Origin of the sequence: Sphingomonas sp. ABOLH, assembly GCF_003951715.1 — a bacterium.
GTDB lineage: Bacteria > Pseudomonadota > Alphaproteobacteria > Sphingomonadales > Sphingomonadaceae > Sphingomonas > Sphingomonas hankookensis_A.
In genome coordinates this window covers 74,688-94,226 of sequence record NZ_QQWV01000006.1, presented here as the reverse complement: position 1 = coordinate 94,226, position 19,539 = coordinate 74,688, and the positions used below count along the sequence as shown (strand labels likewise).

18 protein-coding genes are annotated in these 19,539 nt (G+C 66.2%); 12 read left to right on the top strand and 6 right to left on the bottom strand.

Translation table 11 applies throughout. The features are described from left to right. Positions 1 to 8: 8 nt before the first annotated feature. From CA237_RS04730 to CA237_RS04695, 8 genes are all read left to right on the top strand, one after another. The gene (locus CA237_RS04730) at positions 9 to 740 is read left to right on the top strand and encodes a P-loop NTPase (protein ID WP_066688445.1); all 732 of its coding nucleotides are present in this window, start codon (positions 9 to 11) and stop codon (positions 738 to 740) included. A gap of 69 nt (positions 741 to 809) precedes the next feature. After that, a complete protein-coding gene (locus CA237_RS04725) occupies positions 810 to 2,081 on the top strand; it encodes a hypothetical protein (RefSeq protein WP_066688448.1) in 1,272 nt (423 codons plus the stop codon). Continuing rightward, the gene (locus CA237_RS04720; RefSeq protein WP_126013138.1) at positions 2,074 to 2,904 is read left to right on the top strand and encodes a glycosyltransferase family 2 protein; all 831 of its coding nucleotides are present in this window, start codon (positions 2,074 to 2,076) and stop codon (positions 2,902 to 2,904) included. Before CA237_RS04725 ends, CA237_RS04720 begins: the two co-directional genes overlap by 8 nt. Continuing rightward, a complete protein-coding gene (locus CA237_RS04715; protein ID WP_066688455.1) occupies positions 2,901 to 4,352 on the top strand; it encodes an MOP flippase family protein in 1,452 nt (483 codons plus the stop codon). The genes CA237_RS04720 and CA237_RS04715 overlap by 4 nt, the downstream gene beginning before the upstream one ends. A 3-nt stretch (positions 4,353 to 4,355) precedes the next feature. Next, the gene (locus CA237_RS04710) at positions 4,356 to 5,816 is read left to right on the top strand and encodes an O-antigen ligase (protein WP_084401299.1); all 1,461 of its coding nucleotides are present in this window, start codon (positions 4,356 to 4,358) and stop codon (positions 5,814 to 5,816) included. A gap of 10 nt (positions 5,817 to 5,826) precedes the next feature. Beyond that, positions 5,827 to 6,855, top strand: coding sequence for an acyltransferase (locus tag CA237_RS04705; protein ID WP_126013135.1), 1,029 nt, complete (start codon positions 5,827 to 5,829; stop codon positions 6,853 to 6,855). Between the two features lie 84 nt (positions 6,856 to 6,939). Beyond that, positions 6,940 to 7,878 carry a glycosyltransferase family 2 protein gene (locus CA237_RS04700; protein ID WP_066688467.1) on the top strand — a complete coding sequence of 313 codons (939 nt, stop codon included), beginning with the start codon at positions 6,940 to 6,942 and terminating at the stop codon, positions 7,876 to 7,878. Positions 7,879 to 7,935: 57 nt separating this feature from the next. Continuing rightward, the gene (locus CA237_RS04695; protein WP_126013132.1) at positions 7,936 to 8,247 is read left to right on the top strand and encodes a hypothetical protein; all 312 of its coding nucleotides are present in this window, start codon (positions 7,936 to 7,938) and stop codon (positions 8,245 to 8,247) included. 49 nt (positions 8,248 to 8,296) lie between these two features. Here CA237_RS04695 and CA237_RS04690 read toward each other — a convergent pair whose 3' ends face one another. The 5 genes from CA237_RS04690 to CA237_RS04670 form a co-directional block, all read right to left on the bottom strand. Further along, positions 8,297 to 9,688, bottom strand: coding sequence for an SGNH/GDSL hydrolase family protein (locus tag CA237_RS04690; RefSeq protein ID WP_126013129.1), 1,392 nt, complete (start codon positions 9,686 to 9,688; stop codon positions 8,297 to 8,299). Positions 9,689 to 9,692: 4 nt separating this feature from the next. Then, a complete protein-coding gene (locus CA237_RS04685) occupies positions 9,693 to 9,953 on the bottom strand; it encodes a hypothetical protein (RefSeq protein WP_066688474.1) in 261 nt (86 codons plus the stop codon). Between the two features lie 99 nt (positions 9,954 to 10,052). Next, the gene (locus tag CA237_RS04680; protein ID WP_066688475.1) at positions 10,053 to 10,970 is read right to left on the bottom strand and encodes a glycosyltransferase; all 918 of its coding nucleotides are present in this window, start codon (positions 10,968 to 10,970) and stop codon (positions 10,053 to 10,055) included. Continuing rightward, the gene (locus tag CA237_RS04675; RefSeq protein ID WP_066688477.1) at positions 10,967 to 12,040 is read right to left on the bottom strand and encodes an acyltransferase; all 1,074 of its coding nucleotides are present in this window, start codon (positions 12,038 to 12,040) and stop codon (positions 10,967 to 10,969) included. The genes CA237_RS04680 and CA237_RS04675 overlap by 4 nt, the downstream gene beginning before the upstream one ends. Continuing rightward, positions 12,040 to 12,819 (bottom strand): WecB/TagA/CpsF family glycosyltransferase, encoded by a 780-nt coding sequence (locus tag CA237_RS04670; protein WP_066688479.1) that lies wholly within the window; start codon positions 12,817 to 12,819, stop codon positions 12,040 to 12,042. The genes CA237_RS04675 and CA237_RS04670 overlap by 1 nt, the downstream gene beginning before the upstream one ends. 262 nt (positions 12,820 to 13,081) lie before the next feature. Between CA237_RS04670 and CA237_RS04665 the strand changes: the two genes are divergently transcribed. From CA237_RS04665 to CA237_RS04655, 3 genes are all read left to right on the top strand, one after another. Continuing rightward, positions 13,082 to 14,020, top strand: coding sequence for a glycosyltransferase family 2 protein (locus tag CA237_RS04665; RefSeq protein ID WP_066688481.1), 939 nt, complete (start codon positions 13,082 to 13,084; stop codon positions 14,018 to 14,020). Positions 14,021 to 14,108: 88 nt separating this feature from the next. Beyond that, positions 14,109 to 15,866, top strand: a complete 1,758-nt coding sequence (locus tag CA237_RS04660) for a type I secretion system permease/ATPase (RefSeq protein ID WP_126013126.1) — start codon at positions 14,109 to 14,111, stop codon at positions 15,864 to 15,866. A 4-nt stretch (positions 15,867 to 15,870) separates the two neighbouring features. After that, positions 15,871 to 17,244, top strand: a complete 1,374-nt coding sequence (locus CA237_RS04655) for an HlyD family type I secretion periplasmic adaptor subunit (RefSeq protein WP_066688483.1) — start codon at positions 15,871 to 15,873, stop codon at positions 17,242 to 17,244. Between the two features lie 90 nt (positions 17,245 to 17,334). On the opposite strand, the gene CA237_RS19990 is transcribed toward CA237_RS04655, so the two are convergent. Next, on the bottom strand, positions 17,335 to 18,642 hold the full coding sequence (locus tag CA237_RS19990; protein WP_232307861.1) for a sugar transferase: 1,308 nt from the start codon (positions 18,640 to 18,642) through the stop codon (positions 17,335 to 17,337). Positions 18,643 to 19,026: 384 nt separating this feature from the next. Here CA237_RS19990 and CA237_RS04645 point away from each other — a divergent pair, with 384 nt between their 5' ends. Then, positions 19,027 to 19,494, top strand: a complete 468-nt coding sequence (locus tag CA237_RS04645; protein WP_164523831.1) for a PilZ domain-containing protein — start codon at positions 19,027 to 19,029, stop codon at positions 19,492 to 19,494. The last annotated feature ends 45 nt before the right edge of the window (positions 19,495 to 19,539 follow it).

Below are 19,539 nucleotides of genomic sequence, written 5' to 3'. Positions count from 1 at the left end.
TACATCCTATGCGTTTGAAATCGACGGTACACCGCCAGGGGGCGGGGGATGATTCCGTTCCGGGCAACGACGACGCCCGGTCGCTGTTGCAGATGGGCGACCCCCGGGTCGATCCGCTGGTCGTCGCGGCCTTCCGCAGCGACGACATGGTGGCGAAGATCCGCGCGATCCGCGCCAAGGTCATCGCCGCCACCAGCGAGCAGAACGGGCTGAACACCCGCATCGCGCTGACCGCCGTGGTCGGCGTGTCGCCGGGCGACGCGCCATCGGTGCTGAGCGCCAATCTGGCGACGGTGTTCGCCCAGATGGGCACGGTCACCGGGCTGGTCGATGCCGGCCTTGCCGATCCGGCGATCGCGTCGCTGTTGCGCGTTCCCGAGGCACCCGGCGTCGCCGACTGCCTGCGCACCCCCGACGCGACGATCACCGCGCAGCGGACCGCGATCCCCGGACTGTTCGTCGTGCCCGCCGGCAGCGATGCGGCGTCGCAGGCGAGCCACCTGGAACGCGGCGCGCTGGTCGAACAGGTCGAACAATGGTCGATGCCGGGCGTACGCCAGATCATCGTCGCGCTGCCGGCGATGGGCGACCGCGTCCTGGCGCTCGGCAACCTGCTGGCCGGGTTCGACAATGTCGTGGTGGTCGCCGAAAAGCACCGCACCAAGATCGCCGACATCCGCCGCATCGTCGACGTGCTCGACCAGCGCGGCATTCCGGTCGCCGGGTCGGTTCTGGTCTGATCCGTTGTTCCGGCCCGGCGATGTCGTCCTGACCGCGCCGGGCCATCGAACGATGACCAGCACGTCTGCATGACCTCGCGCTCCGCCCCGCCATGGACCGACGTGCTGCGCCGCTATGGGCTGGTGAGCGGCTCGTCGGCGTTCGTGTCCGTCGCGCATTTCGCGATCCAGCTGGTCGCGATCGCGCGATTGCCGGCCAGCGGCGTCGGTCTGCTCGCCTTTGCCATCGTCCTGATCCAGCTGGGCTTCGGCCTGTCGAACGCGCTGGTCTGCGCGCCCTATTCGATCCTGATCCACCGGACCGACGGGCGGACGGACGGGCTGCGCACGCTACGCGCGGTCAATCTGGCGCTGTCGGTGGGCTATGGCGTGCTGGTCGGGGTCGTCATGGGGGTCGGGGCTTCCTCGCTGGCGGTCGCGCTGGGATTTGGTGCCACCGCTTTCCTCGCACTGATCCGCTGGTTCGGGCGCAACCATGCCTATGCCGAGGACCAGCCGGTCCGCGCCGCGCTGTCCGACCTGATCTATGCCGCGATCCTCGGCCTGTGGGCGGGCGCCGTCCTGTGGCTGGGCGGCGGGCTGGCGCATATCGCCGCGGGGTTCGTCGTCGCGACGCTGCTGGCCCTGGTGCCCTTCACCGCGGTGATCGGCGCACTGGTCGGGATCGCGTCGCTCGGCGCCTATCGTCCGATCTGGCGCGATCAGGCGAGCTGGGCATTGGTCGGGGTCGTCACCAGCGAGGCGACGACCAACGGCCATGCCTATCTGGTGACGGCGATGCTCGGGCCGGATGCGTTCGCGCCGCTCAGCGTTGCGGCGCTGTTCCTGCGGCCGTTGAATGTCTGCATCACCGCGCTGACCCAGACCGAGCGTCCGCGCATGGCGCGCGACCTGAGCGCCGGACGGGTCGATGCCGCCGAGCGGTCGCGGCGCCATTTCCTGCTGGTCCTGCTGCTGCTGTGGGCGGGTACGATCGCGCTGGCGGCCGGCATGTTGTGGCTGGTGCCCGGAACGGTCGTGCCGGCGAAGCTCGACGCGCGGTCGGTCGAAATCGCGGTGGTGTTGACCGGAGCGATCGCTTTGCTGCAATGCATCATGACGCCGGCAAGCGTTTTGTTGCAGGCGGCCGACCGCTTCCGCGCCCTGGCGACCGCCAGCATGGTCGCGTGCGGCGTGTCGGTCGCGGGCGTCGCGCTGGTGCTGACCAGCTTTGCCGCCGCCTGGTCGCTGGTCGGCATCCTGCTGGGGCAGGCGGTGATGATGTGGGGCGTCGTGGTCGCGGAGCGGCGCTGGCGCCGCGATGGCCGCGAAACGGTATCGAGGGAACGGGACGATGGTTAAGGCTCTTGCGAAGACATTGTACCTGGCGGCGCTGCGCCGCTACGCCTTTGTCCGCCTGCGCACCGTCAAGCAGCGTCCGCACAAGCTGCCCTTTCCGCTGGTCGTGTCGCTGACATCCTACTCGAAGCGGTTCGATACGCTGGCACCGACCCTCGCCACCCTGCTGTCGCAAGAGGTGAAGGCCGATGCGACGGTGCTGTGGATCGCGCCGGCCGATATCGATGCGCTGCCCGCCGAGGTGCGCGCGCTCGAAGCCCATGGGCTGACGATCCGCACCACGCCCGACCTGCGGTCGTACAAGAAGATCATTCCCGCTCTGGAAGCCTATCCCGATGCGGCGATCGTCACCGCCGATGACGATGTCTATTATCCGGCCGACTGGCTGGGGTATCTGGTCGACGACTGGCGCGCCGACCGCCGCGAAATCCTGTGCACCCGCGCCCATCGGATGAAGCGGCAGGGCGACGGCCTCGCCCCCTATGTCGAATGGGAGCATCAGGTCGACGATCTGGGCGACAGCCCCAATCTGTTCGGGACCGGCATCGGCGGGATCCTCTATCCGCCGGGCATCTTCCATCCCGATGTCACCCGCGTCGATCGGCTGCTGGAACTGTGCCCGACGACCGATGATGTGTGGCTCAACTGGATGGCGCGGCTGTCGGGCGCGACGGTGCGCCGGGTCGGCCCGCGCCGGCGGTTCCGCGAATGGCCGGGGTCGCAGGAAGTGGCGTTGATGAACGTCAATTTCGTCAACGGTTCGAACAACGATCGGCAGATCGCACAGATCGTCGAGGCGTATGGCGTGCCGGAGAATGTCCGGTGACGATCAAGGGCCGCGCGGTTGCCGCGGTGCGTTGGACCAGCTTCGCCACGGCGGGGCGGGTGCTGTTGCAGACCCTGCAGATCTTCGTCCTCGCCCGTCTGCTGACGCAGCATGATTTCGGCCTGATGGCGATGGTGCTGACCGTCACCGCCTTTGTGCAGCTGTTCGCCGATCTGGGGGTCAGTTCGGTCATCATCCACAGCCGGACGATTTCGGACGATGCGCTGACCACGCTCTACTGGTTGAATGTCGCGATCGGCGCGGTGCTGGCGGGGATCGTCGCGGCGGCGTCGCCCGCGCTGGCCAGCTTTCTGGGCGATTCTCGCGCGGCGCTGCCGCTGGCGCTGTCGGGGCTGTCCTTCCTGTTCCTGGCGCTGGGGCAGCAGATCAAGGTGCTGGCCGAAAAGCGGCTGGAATTCCGCACCATCGCGATCGTCGAGCTGTGTTCGGCGGCGATCAGCACGCTGGCGGCGATCATCCTCGCGTGGAACGGGGCCGGGGTCTATGCGCTGGTCGCGGCGATCCTGTTGCTCAGTGGCTGCAACAGCCTGTTCTACTGGTTGTTCGCCCGGTCGAACGACTGGAACCTGCGCGCCTATTTCCACTTCGCCGATGCCAGGCCCTATCTCGGCTCCGGCATGTATCTGCTCGGCGCCAGCCTGGCCAACACCGCGGCGGTACAGATCGACATCCTGATCGTCGGGCGGCTGCTGGGCAGCACGATGCTCGGCATCTATTCGGTGCCGCGCGAATTGTGCCTGAAGGTGATGATGGCGACCAACCCGATCATCACCCGGGTCGGTACGCCGCTGCTGGCCGAGGTGCAGCACGACAAGGGGCGCATCCGCAACGTCTATCTGACGACGCTCGCGATGACCTCGGCGATCAATTTCCCGATCTACGGCTTCATCGCCGCGTTCCGGCAGGACGTGGCGCTGATCGCGCTGGGGCCACGCTGGGGCAATGCCGCCGACCTGCTCGGCATGTTCGCGTTGTGGGGCATGTTCCGGTCGCTCGGCAATCCGGTCGGCAGTCTGCTCTATGGCACCGGCAAGTCGAAGGTCGCGCTGATCCAGTCGCTGACCGTCGCAGTGACGCTGGCGATCACCGCCGCGATCGCCGCGCATTGGGGCGCGATGGGCGTCGCGGTGGGCATCACGATCTTCTATGCGGTCTTCGCCATCGCACTATGGGCCGGGGTCATCCGGCCGATTACCGGTGCGGGGTTCGTCGAATATAATCTGCAATGGCTTCGGCCGCTGCTGGCGACCGCTGCCGCCGCCGGGGTAGGGTTGTTCGTGGCGCTGCCGATCACCGACCATTTCATCCGGATCGTGGCCGGCGGTATCGCAGGTGGGTTGATCTATCTCGGCAGCAGCTGGTTTCTCAACCGGCGCTGGGTATTGTCCATGATGGCGCTGGTCGGCCGGCGCAAGGCAGAGGCTTGAGCCATGGCGACGACGATCCCCGACTCCGCAGGCATGGCATCCCCGCAGCGGCGCAGCTGGCACCGCCCGGTGGAGATGCTGCGCTATGACAAGCGCGTGCAGCTGTTTTTCCAGATCGTGCTGCTGGCACTGTTCTACATGATCTGCGTCAACCTGCGTTATGCGCCGGCGAACGATGCGTATGCCGCCGCCGAGAATTTGGACGGCGAAGTGCTGGCAGCGCAGGCCGGAAGCGCGTTTCGGCAGTTCTTCTATTTCGCGCTGTTCGGCATCGTTACCGCGATCGTATTCTACATGCGCGGCCTAAAGAACTTCCACGCAATTTCTTATGCCTATCTGATCGCGTGCATTTGGTGTTTGTTGAGCGCGACATGGGCTATCGATCCGGGCATTTCGATCCGCCGATCGCTGGGGATGGTCGTCGTGCTTGCCAGCATGGCGTTCACCATCGACATTCTTGGGGCGCGCCAGACCGTGCGTCTTATGTACATCTTTCTCGGCTTGAGCGTGGTGGTATCCATCATCACCGCGTGCCTGTCGTCGATTCCGCTGTTTTCGTTCGCGGTCCATCCGGCGAACGAACTCGATCCCGAACTGATCGGGACGTGGAAGGGCGTTTTCCGGCACAAGAACGTGACCGGTGCGGTCATGGCATATGCCACGATCATCTTCTTCCACCACAGCTGGCGGCGGCGTAGCTGGCTGGATATCGCCCTGTTCTTCGGCGCGGCGTTCGTGCTGTTCAAGACCGATTCCAAGACTTCGCTCGGCTGGGTCGGCATCAGCCTGATGTTCTCGTACATCCTGTACCGCTGCCGGGTCGGCAATCCGTCGAAGCGCATCCTGTTCTGGTATGGCCTGATCCTGCTGATCGCCACTGCGGGTATGTTGGTCGCCATCAACTGGGACCTCGTGTACGCCTATTTCTCAGACTATGAGACTCTCTCCGGGCGGGTGGCGATCTGGGCGTCGATCATGCCCTATATCCGCGAGCATTTCCTGCTCGGGTCGGGCTACGGGTCATTCTATGCCATCGGTGAGGCGTCGCCGATGCTGCGACTGGGCGTGAACAAGGTCGTCGCGGCGGTCGGCCACTCGCATTCCGGCTATTTCGAGATTCTGCTGACGACGGGGATCATCGGCTTCGTTCTCGCGCTGGTCGCGCTGGTGTTTCTGCCGTTCTACCGGTTCTGGACGTCATCCGACCGCGATATCCCGCTGGCGTCGATGGGGGCGGGGGTGTGGTTCTTCGGTGTGGTGCAGAACTTCACCGAAGCGCAGTTCTTCGCCCCCGACAAGGAAAGCTGGTCGTTCGTGGTGGTCTTCATCCTCGTGATGCATACCCGCTTCGTGGCAGCGAAGCGGGGCGAAACCCAGTGGCTGGCGGATACGAACTGGGACACGACGCGCACGGTTCGTCGTCGTGGCTGGTCCCGGCGCTATCGTCCGCAGCAACAGGTCTGAAGGGCCGGCTATGGTACAGGAAGGTCCAGCCCCGGATCGCTCGCGACAGCGCCTGCTGCATATCGATGTGGCCAAGGGGCTGGGCATGTTGCTGGTGGTCTATGGCCATTTGGTACAGGCCAATTCGCCTGGTGAATCGGCTTGGTATGCGACGACGCGCGATATCATCTACACCTTTCACATGCCGTTCTTTCTGTACCTGAGCGGCTATGTCTTTTTCCTGACCCAGGCGCATCTGCGGCTCGGCAAGGCCTGGCGGTCCTTGGTGACGTCGCGCGCCGACCGGCTTCTGGTGCCGTTCGCGTTCTTCGGGATCGTCATCATCCTGGGCAAGGCGGCGGCTGCGCAGTTCGGCGAAGTCCATGAAGGCGTCGGCAATGTCTCGACCGGCCTGTGGCGGGTGCTGTCGAATACGCCGGACAATCCGAACATTTCGATCTGGTACCTGCTCGTCCTGTTCATCTATTCGCTGGTGACGCCGTTCCTGTTAGCCCGTTTCCGGGGAAGGATGGCATTGCTGGTCGGTATCGCACTGGTCGTATCCATGGCGGCCGAATATTTTATGGTTACCGAGCGATTTTATCTCGCCCGGCTGCTGCGATATTATGTGTTCTTCGCCGTCGGCGGCTGGGCGTGGCTGCACTGGGACTGGTGCGTGACGCGCTTCAAGCGCTGGTGGCTACCGTTGACACTGCTGTTTGCTGCCGCGGCATCGCAGGGGCCATGGCATCCCTTCGCACTGCTGTATTGCGGCCTGCTGTCCATCCCGGCCCTGCACGGCGCGATGCTGTTCCCCGCGGCGCAGCGTTCGCGGCTTTTGCAGATCGTCGGGGCTAACTCGATGGCAATCTATCTCATGAATACCATCTGTATTGGGGTGGCGAAACTAATCTGGCTTCGTTTGTTCCCAGCGGACGGAGCATGGAACGCACCGTTCCTTAGTGTGTTGATGTTAGCGGGGATAATAGGGCCTATCGTTGCACGCGCGGTGATCGTTCGGCTGCCGGTCGTGCGACGGGCAGGAAAATATATTGCCTGATGCGGCCCTGTGCCGCCGGGTGTGTGAAAGGGGAATTGGGGTGGCGCTGGGAAGGCGAGACGGTCTGGACGAACGCGGGTTGTGATGAACGTACCCCGCGCGACGGTTTCGGTCGTCATTCCCAATTACAACCGGGCCGATGCGGTGGTGGCGGCGGTGGAATCTGCATTGAAGCAGGATTTCTCGCCGCTGGAAGTCATCGTTATCGATGACGGGTCGCAAGACGACAGCGTGGATCGGTTGCGGGCGATCGACGATCCCCGACTGGTCGTGGTCGCCGTCACCAATGGCGGCGCCGGCCCGGCGCGCAACCGCGGGTTCGACCTGGCGCGCGGCGATTATATCGCATTGCTCGATTCCGATGATCGGTTCCTGCCCAATCACCTGGCCGACCTGATGACACTGGCCGGCGGGGACCTGAAGGTCGCCGCCTATTCGGCGGTCGTTGCCGATCGCGGCGGTGGCCGGTTCGTCGTCAAGCCGCCGCGTGGGATCGGCGATGGCGAAGACATGGCATCCTATCTTATGTGCGATCGCGGCTTCGTGCAGACCAGCGGGCTGCTGGTGCCGCGCGCGATTGCCGCGCAGGTTCGCTACCGGTCGGACGTGACGTTCGGCGACGATACCGATTTCGCCATTCGCCTTGCGCTGGCCGGTTGCCGCTTTCGCATGACGACGACCCCCAGTGTGGTGTGGGCCGACGATCCGCGCGACGACCGCTTGTCGGCCAACGGCCATCGCGCGGAAAAGGTGCAGTGGCTGAATGACCTGCGCCCACATATCCCCGAACGAGCCTATCGCGGTTATTTCGGCTGGCACATCGCCAAGGTCGTACGCCATTCGGATGCGGCAGGGGCTTTGCGGCTGTATCTCGCGGCGGTGCTGCGCGGCGCCTATTCGCCGCGGCTGGCAGCAACGGTGTTTCTGCAGATCTTCATGCCGCAAAATGCCTATCGCCGGGCAGCCGATCAGTGGATTGCGGTGCGCAACTGGTTCCGGGGAACGGTCGTCCCGCCGGTCTGACCGCGCGACATCAACTCGACGGTTGCACAGGGCGGCGCTAAGCGCCATCTCCAACCCATGCTGCTACTTGCCCTGATCGCCTATCAGACGATGCTGCCGGTCCCGCCGCCGCGTCCTGCGCCCAAACCGGCGGTGATCGACGATACGCCCCGGATCGAGGTTGCGGGCTGGCCCTATCTGGTGCGGCGCCTGTCGCCCGACACGGCCGAGATCACCGGCGGCGATCCCGCCGCGCCGCGCAACAACAATATCATGGAACGGTTCCGCACCGCTGCCGAACGGACGACCGGTTGCGAATTGCGCAAGCCGAGCTTTTTCGAAGGCGGCGTGCGCGGTGAACTGGACTGTTCGGCGCAGCGCATTCCCTGACGTGCGACCGACAACCGGGCAGCGCATGCGTCGCCCGGTCGTCGTCCTGCTACAGCGTCTTGCCGACCGCCATGCCGCGCACGCGAAGCGTCGCGGACACCGCCCCGCCGTTGATCGGCTTGGCGGACAGTTGCAGGTAGCAGAGATTGCTGTCGGCGACCCACCGCGGGGTCCGCATCACTCCTGCCAAACCCTGCGACGGCCACGGATCGGCCAGCCCGCTCGGCGGTGTGCCGAACGCGCGGATCTGCTGCCCGCTGCCGCTGTGGAAGATGTAGATTCCGATCCCCGACAGCCCGGTGGTGCCGGGATCGACCTCGATCTCGGCCACCGCGCGCAGCGGATCGCCGATCGCAGGATTGATCGCCTGGCGTAGCAGGATGACGTCGGCCGTGCCGCTCGCCGTTCCCGACAGCGCGATCTGCTGCCAGTCCTTGGTCGGCGGACCGTCCTCGTCGATATAGTTGCGCCCGCCAAAGCCGGTCGTCGTGGCTTTCGAATAGGTGCCGCTGACCCCGGCGGCCAGCGCTGTCGTCCATCCGGTGCCGATCTGCCCGGTAGCCCCCGATCCGGGAGTCCCGCCGGTGCCGCCGAAATAGGGCTGGGTCGACACTATCGCACCGGGATTGACGCCGGCCTGTCCGGGGCGCTCCGCCTGTCCGAACGGCAGGACATTGCCCAGCGGATACAGGCGCCGCCATTCGCGGGCCAGCACCCGCCCGACCAGATAGGCACCCTGGGTCGACAGGTGCAGCCCGTCGATCGTGACGCCCGACGCCGCCTGTCCCTCGGCACTGGTCAGGTCGCCCAGGATCGCGGGCGTATCAACGACGCGGATGCCGCGCTGTCCGTGTAGCGTCAGCAGCCAGCGATTGACGACGTTCCAATGGTCGAGCTGCGGGCTGGCCGCAGTGTTCGACAGCCGCATCACGGTATAGGCCGCCGCGCCGTGGGGATAATCGAGCAGGATGGTCAGCAGCATCCCCGCCTCGACGATGCGATCGACGATCGCGGTCAGGTTCGCGATCGACTGGGCGGCGGTCCACGCGTTGCGATCGTTGGCGCTGGGCGCGACCATCACGACATGGCCGACACCGGTCGCCAGCAGCCGCTCGACGCGCGACATCAGCCCGGGATAGTCGATGCCGTTCCACGCCATCGGCCCGGTCCATTCGCCGTTACGCGCCACCATGTCGGCCGGCTCCAGCAGCGCCCGCCCGCCCGACAGGAAATTGGCCCAATGGACCGCACCGACCGTCTGGCCAAGCAATGTCGGCACTTCGCCTGACGCATTGGTGCCTGCAAAATGCTGCGCGGCATGGCTGGGGCCGAAAACCGCGACCCGGTTGTTGGCGGGCATGCGCAGGTTGCGCGTCGCCAGCTTCATGTCGAGCGCCCGGTCGGTCATTCCGCCCTGCGCTCCCGATTGCCGTGCGGTCATGGGATCAGGCCTCCGCGATCAGGTCGGACGCGGTGGTGCCGGTGGCGCGGACATAGCGCGCGCGGACGGCGATATACGACGCGTCGGGCAGGTTGCGATAGGTGACGTCGGCCGTCCCCTCGATGCCGCGCAGCGTGACGTCGCCGCCTCGGCCGACATAGATGCCCTTAGGGAAGGCCGGCAGTTCGGCGGTATCGCTGGGGATGATCGGAAAGGGAGCCCGCGCCGGCCCGGTCGCCGTGTCGGGATGGTTGCTATATGCCATGGAACGCCTCCGTCGCCGGCACCCGATTATGCCGGCAGGCGTTCCCTATATGTTCAAATTTTATCTGTAGGAAAGTTGTTTCGGGGGGGCGCCTGCCGGCTATCCGCCCGCATATTCCTTGAAGGCATGGCCGCTCAGCCCGGCGATCCGCCCGAACTGGCGGATGACCCGGCCGGTCGCGCGCAGCCGGCGTCGGCGCGACAGCACCGACAGCGGCCAGAGCAGCAGCGCCGCGCCGGTCATCGCCAAGGTTCGCGCGACCAGTTTTACCCGCCGCGCGCCACCGGATCGGTTCCAGGCCACGATCGTATCGGTGTTGCCGACCCGCCAGATGCGCCGCCATGCCCAGCGCAGCGTGGTGCGATCCGCCGGGACCGCTTCGAACACGTCGGTGGTGTTGGTCCAGCCGAAGCGGCGCCCTTCGGCCGCCCAACGAGTGTAGAGGTCGAGGTCCTCGCCGCCGATCTGGTTCAGCCGCGTGTCGAACCGGGGGGCGGGGGTCGTTTCCCACAGGCGGCGATCGGCAACCGCCGATGTCAGGCTGAACAGCATCGACGTCGGCCCGTCGTCGCGACTCTCCGGCTGGAACACGAACAGCGCATCGTTCCAGTGCGGCGGGGCGCCATCGAACTGGTAGCGGACCGGCGCGCCGGTAATGTCCGCGCCGTGCCGGCGATGCGCCGCCAGCAGCCTGGCCAGCCAGTCGGGGGCGACCCATTGGTCGTCGTCCAGCATCGCGACATGCGTCGCCGCGTCCACCGCCAGCGCGTGGTCGACCAGCGCGTTGCGGGCATGGCACAAGCCGGGCGTGTCGACGACAAAGGCATCGATCGCATGGGGGTATCCGGCCGCAAGCATCGCTTCAGCCATGGCGACGCCCTCGTGGCGAACGCGGTCATTGTCGGCGATGACGACGGTCATCGGCGGCGCATCGACCTGCACCGCCAGGGAGTCGAGCAGTTTGCGCAACTGGTCCGGGCGACGGTAGGTCGGCACGGCGATGACGACATGGGTCATGCCGGTACTCCGGCCATGGGGCGCAGGGGACGGCTGGCCCGCCACAGCAGGATGCGACGGCCCGGCACCTCGATCCCGCGATAGCTCAGCTCGCAAAAGATCAGCGTGCCGACAATCAGCAGCAGATAGGCGACCGCGTCGATCTGCGTGACGCCCGCCCGATGCAGCATCCCGACGATCCAGGCACCCATGTCCCGGAACAGTGGATGCCAGAGGTAGAGCGAATAGGAGGTGACGCCCAACCGCAGGATTACCGGGTTCGCGAGGATCGCCCGAACCGCCCGGCCCTCGAAGAAGCAGCACAGGATCAGCACCGGCAGCAACAGGACGACGATCAGGTCACCTTCCGGCACCAGGAATGCGAGCGCGATCATGGCGCAGACGATGCCGAACGCCCGGTCACCGCTCAGCCGCGCCCGCACGGCGGGATGGTCGGCGAAACCATACGCCACCACGCCCAGCGTGAACCCGCCCAGACAGCGCAGCACCGGCAGGATCGAGGTGCGCTGCACAACGTCCATCGGCCCCTGGATGCCGATCCCCGACAGTGCGACCAGCGCCAGCAATGCGACGGCGCCAACCACCAATGCGAGCCGCAGCCGCGATGCGGCGCCGATAGCGATCAGCGGAAACAGCAGATAGGCGACCCATTCGGTACTGACCGACCAGCTGTTACCGGCCAGCGCGGCAGTACCCAGCCCCCAGGACTGGATCATTACCAGATTGGCGACGACGTCGAACGTACCCGGCCGTCCGCCATCACCGGACATATCGACCATCGCCCGCAGCAGGAACGCCAAGGTGACGACGAGGTGCAGCGGAAACACCCGGGCCAGCCGCTGCCGCAGGAATGCACCACAGCGCGCAGCAATCGGACGTTCGGCGATCATGTCGCGATAGCCGATCGCCATGACGAAGCCGCTCAACACGAAGAACAGGTCGACGCACAGATAGGCCCGATCGAACAGGGTCATTCGAAACGTGGCAAAGGCCGGCTGCTGCGGGATATGATAGAGCATGACCGCCATCGCCGCGACACCGCGAACGCCGGTCAGCGAATCGACCCGCATCAGCGGGCTTTGGTCGAACGTGAGGCCTTCAGCTTAAGCACATCCCACAGCCCGAGCGCCAGTGAATGCGGGTTGGTGGTGATGTAGCGCCATGCGAATTTCCGCGGCTCGGTCGCCATGCGATGCAGCCATTCGAGGTTGGCCGACTGCATCCATTGCGGCGCGCGAGTATATTCGCCGACGAAATAGTTATAGCAGCCGCCACAGGTGACGATCCAGCCATGGTCCAGCCGGCGGCGCAGCGCGATCGAAAATTGCTGCTCGCGCGGCTTGCCCATCCCGACCCAGATGACGTCGGCCTTCGCCGCGGCGATCTGTTCGATCACTTCCGCATCCTGTTCGGCCTTGAAATAGCCGTTGCGGCTGCCCGCGATGCGTAGCCGGGGATATTCGCGCTTCAAGAACGCGCAGAACGCTTGGTTCACCTCTTCGGTGCCGCCCAGGATGTAGAAGGACAGGCCGTCGCGTTCGCAGCGTGCGGCGAAGTCGGTCATCATGTCGGTGGTGGCGCTGCGTTCCTCGATCGGCGTGCCGGTCAGCCGGGACATGGCGACCCAGACACCGCCATCGGCATGGATCATGTCGGCTTGGTGCAGCGCGTCACGATAGGCACGGTTCGTCCCCGCCATCGAAATGCCATGGCCGTTGATGTCGAACACCAGTACCGATCCGCGTCCGGCACCGTCGGGACCGCGCTTGCAATCGGCAGCCATCCGGTCGGTCAGCGCCTGACGACCCGCGGTAACTACCGGAAATCCGGCGATCCTGGTCGTTTCCATGCCGGACCGGTTCGTTGCTGCCTTACCGTTCATCGCGCTTGCCACCCTTTTCATCGCCCCGGCCTTCCCTATCGAAGCGCAAGGGTCGAAAGCGGCGGGGCTATAGCGCATGCAGCATTTGTTTACTATCCGGTTTGCGGTGCAGCATTTCGCGGTGTAGTATTATAGCGGGGCAGGGGGATGCCGTCTGCAGGATCGCGGCAAACATGGCGCAGACAGGGTCGGAACTTGTACGAACATACTGTGTCGTTAGGGTAGGCGAATGACGAATCTGCAGCCCATGTTTTCGGTGGTCATCCCCGCGTATAATCGCGCGGACAAGATTGGGCCGACGCTGGCGTCGCTGCAGGCGCAGACCTTTGCCGATTTCGAATGTCTGGTCGTCGATGACGGATCGAAGGACGGCGAGGCGCTGGAACAGGTGATCGTCGCGCTGGGCGACGATCGTTTCCGCTACATCCGCACCCCCAATCGCGGCGCCAGCGCGGCGCGCAACACCGGCTTCGACGAAGCGCGCGCGCCCTATGTCGCGCTGCTCGATTCCGACGATCAGTTCTTGCCGAACAAGCTCGAACATGCTGCCGGCATTCTGGCGCAGCAGCCGGGCGACTGCATGCTGTTCACGCAGATCGCCATGGACCGCGGCACCGGCACCTTCTGGCTGAAGCCGCCGCGCGGTCCCGCTGCCGAGGAGCGGATCGATGAATATCTGTTCTGCGCGCGCGGCTGGGTGCCGACCTCGACCATGATCCTGCCGACCCACGTCGCGCGAGAGGTCCGGTTCGACGAATCGCTGCCATCGTCGCAGGATACGGATTTCGCGATCCGGTGCGCGTCGAGTGGACTGAAATTCGTGTATGTGCCCGAAGCGTTGTCGATCGGTGACGACGTGTTCGACCCGAAGCGCGTGTCGAAACAGCCGAAATATGTGCCCCTGCTGCAATGGATCGACCGGATGCGCGGCGTGCATGTGTCGGAACGCGCTTATTGGGCGTTTCGCGGTTGGCATGCGGCGCGCGGGGCGGCACGGGCACAGCGTATTTACGGCGCGCGACTGTATTTCCAGTCACTCGTGCATGGCGCCTATCCGCCGAAGCTGGCGCTGGTTGTCGGCGCGCAGGTGCTGCTTCCTACGACGGCATATCAGCGTGTTGCCAATGGCATCGCCTATGTCTTCGGGAGGCGTGCGCCGGGGGCCTGAGGCGCCCCGGCAATCAGCGGAATCTTAACGACTTTCAACTAGGCTGACGGCCTGCGGATGCTCATGTCCGCCTGTTGAAAGTTTGCGGATGATCCCCGTTTCCTCGGCCGGGCACGTCCCGCCGCTTGCGCGTTCGCGCCTGAGCATCGCCCTGCGCGGCTGCCGGACGCATCTTGTCGCGGCTGCGGTGTTCAGCGCGATCGGCAATCTGCTCTACCTCGCGCCGTCGCTGTACATGCTGCAGGTCTATGACCGCGTGCTGCCCAGCCGAGGTCTCGGCACGCTGGCGGCGCTGAGCGTCCTGATGCTCGGCGCGCTGGCGGCGCTGGCGGTGTTCGAATGGCTGCGCTCGCGCGTGCTGATCCGCGCGTCGGTACAGGCGGAGCGGATGCTGGCCGGGCCGGCGCTGCGCGTCGCGCTCAGCCAGCCGTCGCTGTCGCGGCTCGAACGCGGCGAGGTGATGCGCGACGTCGACACGCTGCGCCAGGCGATTTCCAGTCCGGCGATCTTCGCCGCGCTCGATGCGCCGTGGACCCCGATCTACATCCTCGTCGGCTTCCTGCTCCACCCGCTGCTCGGCGCGTCAATGGTGGTGTCGGGTGTCCTGCTGGTCGGGCTCGCCTGGCTGAACGAGAAGCGAACTGCCGAGCCGATGAAGCAGGCGAGCGAGGCGCAGAGCATCGCCTATGCCCGGCTCAACCACGGCGTCGCCCATGCGTCCGAAGTCCGCGCGCTCGGCATGGTCGATACGCTGGCTGCCCGGCACGAACGCGACCGCGGCATCGCCGGCCTGCTGCAACTGCGTGCGAGCTTCGCCGGCAGCAGCCTGCAGGCGGCGATCAAGTTCGTCCGGCTGGCGCTGCAATCGGGTGCGCTGGCGCTGGGCGCGGTGCTGGTCGTCGACGATGCGATTTCGGCCAGCGCGATCATCGTCGCTTCGCTGCTGACCGCACGCGCGCTGGCGCCGATCGATCAGCTGGTCGCGGGATGGAAGACGATCGTGCAGGCACGGGTCGCCCATGGCCGGCTCGACCGCCTGCTGTCGCTGCCGTCGAGCGACACGCCCGATCGCACCAATCTGCCGGCACCCAAGGGGGCGATCACGCTCGAATCGGTCGGCATCGCCGCACCGCTCGACGGGCGGCCCATCCTGTCGGGGATCGACGGTGCGATCGGTGCCGGTGAGGTGATCGGCATCGCCGGCCCCAGCGGGTCGGGCAAGTCGACGCTGCTGCGCGCGATCGTCGGCGCGGTCGATATCGATGCCGGCCATGTCCGCTTCGACGGGATCAGCCGAACCGACTGGGACCGCGAACGGCTGGCCCGCTATGTCGGGTATATGCCGCAGGACCCGGTGCTGTTTCACGGGACGGTGAAGGAAAATATCGTCCGTTTCTATGTCGGGCTCGACGCCGCCGGCGCGGCGCTGCTGGACGAGGCGGCGATCGGCGCCGCCAAGGCAGCGGGCGCACACGACATGATTACCGCGCTGCCACAGGGTTATGACACCATCCTCGGCGTCGGCGGAACCGGCCTGTCCGGCGGGCAGGCGCAGCGTGTCGCGCTTGCCCGCGCGCTGTTCGGCAATCCGGCGATCCTCGTGCTCGACGAACCGACCGCGCATCTCGACACGGCGGGCAAGAAGGCGCTGGCGCGGCTGTTGGCCTCGCTGCGACAGGATCAGCGTACCATCCTGTTCGCCAGCCACGACCCCGACCTGCTCGCTGCGTCCGACCGGCTGATGCTGCTCGATCAGGGGCGGATCGAACGGTTCGGCCCCCTTTTCGGCCTCCGGTCGCGGCGCAAGCCCGACCAGGAGCAGCCGACCTCGTTCGCAAAGGCGTAACCCCATGGATTTTTCGACCACCATCGACCGGCTGCGACCGTCGCCCTCGGCCACGCCGCGCCGCGCCCGTGCGCTGCACGATCCGGGGCGGGAGGTGCGCGCGGGGGCGGCCTTGGCCGCAGTTCTCGTGCTGGGCGTCGGCGGCTGGGCCGTCGTCAGCCATCTCGACGCGGCGGTCGTGGGGCAGGGGGTCATCCGCCTCGCCGATTCGCGACGGGTCGTGCAGGCGCCCGCCGCCGGCATCGTCTCGGCGGTCCATGTCGCCAATGGCGCGACATTGCGCGCCGGGCAGAAGGTGATCGATTTCACCACTTCCGATGCGCTGGCGCAGGAACGGGCGCTCGCCGCCCGTGCGCTGGGGCTGCAGGCGGAGATCGCCCGGCTGGAAGCCGATCTGCGCGGCGAATCGCGCGTGCCGGCACCCGCCGGCTTTGCGGGCCTGCAAGGTGCCGATCAGGCGCAGGCACAGGCGGCGCTGGCCGCGCAACAGGCGCAGCTGGACGCCGAACGCGCGCTGCAACGCTCCGAAGCTGCGGTGATGGCCGACCGTTCGCGCCAGATCGCGCATCAGATCGACGGCGTCGGCGAACGCCTCGCCTCGCTGCGCCAGCAGGAAGCGCTCAGCCGCGACGAACTGGCGGGTTATCAGCGGCTCTATGAAAAGGGCCTGTCGACGCGTACGCGCCTGCTGGCGCTGCAACGCTCGGTCGCCGATCTGGGCGGGGCGGCGGGCAGCAGCCGCGCCGACATCGCGCGGTTGCGGACGCAGGTGGGCGAGACGCGGTTGCAGTTGCAACAGATGCGCAACGAACGCATGGCGGCGGCCGCCGACCGGCTGCGCCTCGCGCGGACCGAACTCGACACGGTGCTGCCCGGCTGGCGCGCGGCGCGGGCGGAATTGCAGCGGATGACGGTCCATGCGCCGATCGCCGGCACGGTATCGGCGACCCATCTGCCGGTGCCGGGATCGGTCGTCGCCGCCGGTGCGTCGCTGCTGGAGATCGTGCCCGACGCCCGCACCATGGCGGTCGAGATGCGCGTGCCGATCAACGAAGCCGCCGACCTGCGCCCGGGTCAGGCGGCACGGGTACGGATGGTGGGGCCGGGGATGCAGACGCTGCCCCCGCTCGACGCGGCGGTCACGCGGGTGTCGGCCGACAGCGTGCAGGACGACCGCACCGGGGCGTCCTATTATGTCGTCACCGTGCGGGTGTCGCCGGCTGCGGCGCAGGCGGCGGTCCGTTCGGGCAATTTCGCCGGCGGCGTCCGCGCGGGCATGCCGGTCGAGGTGATGATCCCCACCCAGTCGCGCACCGCGCTCGACTTCCTGCTGGGGCCGCTCCTTTCGCGCAGCGGAAGCGTGTTCGCGCAGCGCTGATCGATCGCCATAGTCGGACACGAAAACGCCGCCCGTTCCACGCTGGAACGGGCGGCGTTTTGTTTGGCCGGCGCTACATGGCGCGACCGATCAATAGGTGTTCTTGTGGACCAGCACCTTCAACGTCATGACGACGATGGTCAGGTCGAGCCAGAACGACCATTTCGAGATATATTCGAGGTCGGCCTGCAGGCGCCCGGTCAGATCCTCCTCCTGGTGCGTCGCCCCGCGGAATCCGCGCACCTGCGCCAGTCCGGTGATGCCGGGCTTCAGCGCGTGGCGGTGCCAGTAACGCTCGTCGATGTCCCAGAACAGCCGCTCGCCCGCCGTCGAGCCCAGCGCGTGCGGGCGCGGGCCGACGATGCTCATCTGCCCCATCAGCACGTTGAACAGCTGCGGCAGTTCGTCGATGCTGGTCCGGCGGATGAAATATCCGACGCGGGTGATGCGATCGTCGTCGCGGCGCGTCGACTGGCTGCCGCTGGCATCGCTCATGTCGGTGCGCATGCTGCGGAACTTCAGGATGTCGAAGAACGCATTGCCCTGACCCACGCGGCGCTGGCGGAACAGCACCGGCCCCCGGCTGTCGAGCTTGATCGCCAGCGCGACCATCGCCAGCGCCGGCGCCATCAGGATCAGCACCGGGATGCAGAACATCAGGTCGAACGCGCGCTTAGCGATCGCCTTGCGCAGCTGCAACGGGCCGACCGACACCAGCAGGGTCGGCGCGCGTTCCAGCTTCGACACCCCCAGCGCGCCGAACTGGTCGATTTCCTGCGCGATGATCTCGCCGCGGACATTGGCGCCCTTCAGCATCATGGCCCATGCCTTGCGCTCCTCGAACGGGCAGGCGATGACCACGCGTTCGCATCCGCCGATCAGGTTGCTGAACATGTTCAGCATCGCCGGATCCTTCAGGTCGGGCCGCAACCCCACCGTATCGGTATCGAAATGGCGGAAGCCGTCGGGAATCCGGGCGTCCACCCGGTCGCGGATCAGCAGCTGATAGACCAGCTTCGCGCGCAGCCGCAGCTGGACATAGGCGGCCATGATCTGCCGGAACACGATCAGCAGGATCGATCCCGACACCATGGTGATGATCAGTTGCAACCGCGACAGGTCGCGATCGAGACGGAAGAAATAGGCGATCAGGAAGAAGGTCGCATAGGTGAACATCAGCGACCGGATCGCCGGCCCGGTTTCCACCGCCAGCCGGTCGTTGATGCCGACCGAAAAGGCGCCGGCGTTGAACGCGATGACCGAATACATCGCCGCCGCGACGATGAACATCGGCACATATTGCGCCTCGGGCCGCATCAGCAGCGCGGGCAGGGCGAACCCGATACCGATCGCGGTGACGTCGACCAGCAGCATGACGATATATAGTCGGACCCGCACGGAGTGCGGCTGTCCCCAGAACGCCGAAAACTTGCGTTCGTCCGTCCTGCCAGGATTGGCCAATCGCGCGTCCATGTTGTCAGAGGCTTCCCTTGTCGGTGCCGGTGTGGACCGGTCGAACCTTCCTGCGCTGCTAGCCGATCCGCGCGCCGTTCCGCAACTGCGAACAACAATTTCGCCACGATCCGATGCTAATGTCGGATGATCCGATCTGGGATTCCAAGAATCATGCATTAACCATTTGGTTACCATGACTGTTGCAGAGAGGTTGCGGAACGATTGCGGTCCTGCTGACACTATTGGCTGCGACGATCCCGCATATGACAACCCTTTCGTAAGCACTTCGTCCTACAACTTGGCAGGTCAGCCAATTTGGGGAACGTCGTGCCGCAACCCGCTCAGTCCGTTACCGCGTCCAATACCGATCGTCGTGTCCACGAACGCGTCGGTATCCAGCGTTCCGCCGTGCTGCGGATCGATTCGCAGCGCTCGACCCCGGTCACGCTGGTCGATCTGACCCGCGACGGCTGCCTGATCGAAACCGATGCGGTCCTGACCGCCGACCAGCGGATCGAGCTGGGCCTGGCCGGGATCGGCACGGTCACTGCGCGCGTCGTGCGTTCCAGCACGGTCGGCTATGGCTGCGAGTTCCTGGCGCGGCTGCCCTCCGGCGCGGTGACCGATGCCAGTCGCGGCAACGTCGTCCGGCTGGAGCAGCTGCTCGTCGGCGCCGACAATCCGATCCCACGCGGGGCGAAGCTGCCGCCCCGGCAGCAGGTCGCGGCGGTGGCCGCCATCGGCGTCGTCGGCTGGGCGGTGGTCGGCGCGGTGGCGGTACTGCTGCTGCGCTGACGCCGTTGCATCCTGTCCCGCGGACAGGCAATCGGTCGTCTTTGC

What these genes read in the sequence shown, in the direction of transcription:
- CA237_RS04730 (WP_066688445.1), top strand. Translation starts at nt 9, where the DNA reads ATGCGTTTGAAATCGACGGTACACCGCCAGGGGGCGGGGGATGATTCC.
- CA237_RS04725 (WP_066688448.1), top strand. Translation starts at nt 810, where the DNA reads ATGACCTCGCGCTCCGCCCCGCCATGGACCGACGTGCTGCGCCGCTAT.
- CA237_RS04720 (WP_126013138.1), top strand. Translation starts at nt 2,074, where the DNA reads ATGGTTAAGGCTCTTGCGAAGACATTGTACCTGGCGGCGCTGCGCCGC.
- CA237_RS04710 (WP_084401299.1), top strand. Translation starts at nt 4,356, where the DNA reads ATGGCGACGACGATCCCCGACTCCGCAGGCATGGCATCCCCGCAGCGG.
- CA237_RS04705 (WP_126013135.1), top strand. Translation starts at nt 5,827, where the DNA reads ATGGTACAGGAAGGTCCAGCCCCGGATCGCTCGCGACAGCGCCTGCTG.
- CA237_RS04700 (WP_066688467.1), top strand. Translation starts at nt 6,940, where the DNA reads ATGAACGTACCCCGCGCGACGGTTTCGGTCGTCATTCCCAATTACAAC.
- CA237_RS04695 (WP_126013132.1), top strand. Translation starts at nt 7,936, where the DNA reads ATGCTGCTACTTGCCCTGATCGCCTATCAGACGATGCTGCCGGTCCCG.
- CA237_RS04690 (WP_126013129.1), bottom strand. Translation starts at nt 9,688, where the DNA reads ATGACCGCACGGCAATCGGGAGCGCAGGGCGGAATGACCGACCGGGCG.
- CA237_RS04685 (WP_066688474.1), bottom strand. Translation starts at nt 9,953, where the DNA reads ATGGCATATAGCAACCATCCCGACACGGCGACCGGGCCGGCGCGGGCT.
- CA237_RS04680 (WP_066688475.1), bottom strand. Translation starts at nt 10,970, where the DNA reads ATGACCCATGTCGTCATCGCCGTGCCGACCTACCGTCGCCCGGACCAG.
- CA237_RS04675 (WP_066688477.1), bottom strand. Translation starts at nt 12,040, where the DNA reads ATGCGGGTCGATTCGCTGACCGGCGTTCGCGGTGTCGCGGCGATGGCG.
- CA237_RS04670 (WP_066688479.1), bottom strand. Translation starts at nt 12,819, where the DNA reads ATGGAAACGACCAGGATCGCCGGATTTCCGGTAGTTACCGCGGGTCGT.
- CA237_RS04665 (WP_066688481.1), top strand. Translation starts at nt 13,082, where the DNA reads ATGACGAATCTGCAGCCCATGTTTTCGGTGGTCATCCCCGCGTATAAT.
- CA237_RS04660 (WP_126013126.1), top strand. Translation starts at nt 14,109, where the DNA reads ATGATCCCCGTTTCCTCGGCCGGGCACGTCCCGCCGCTTGCGCGTTCG.
- CA237_RS04655 (WP_066688483.1), top strand. Translation starts at nt 15,871, where the DNA reads ATGGATTTTTCGACCACCATCGACCGGCTGCGACCGTCGCCCTCGGCC.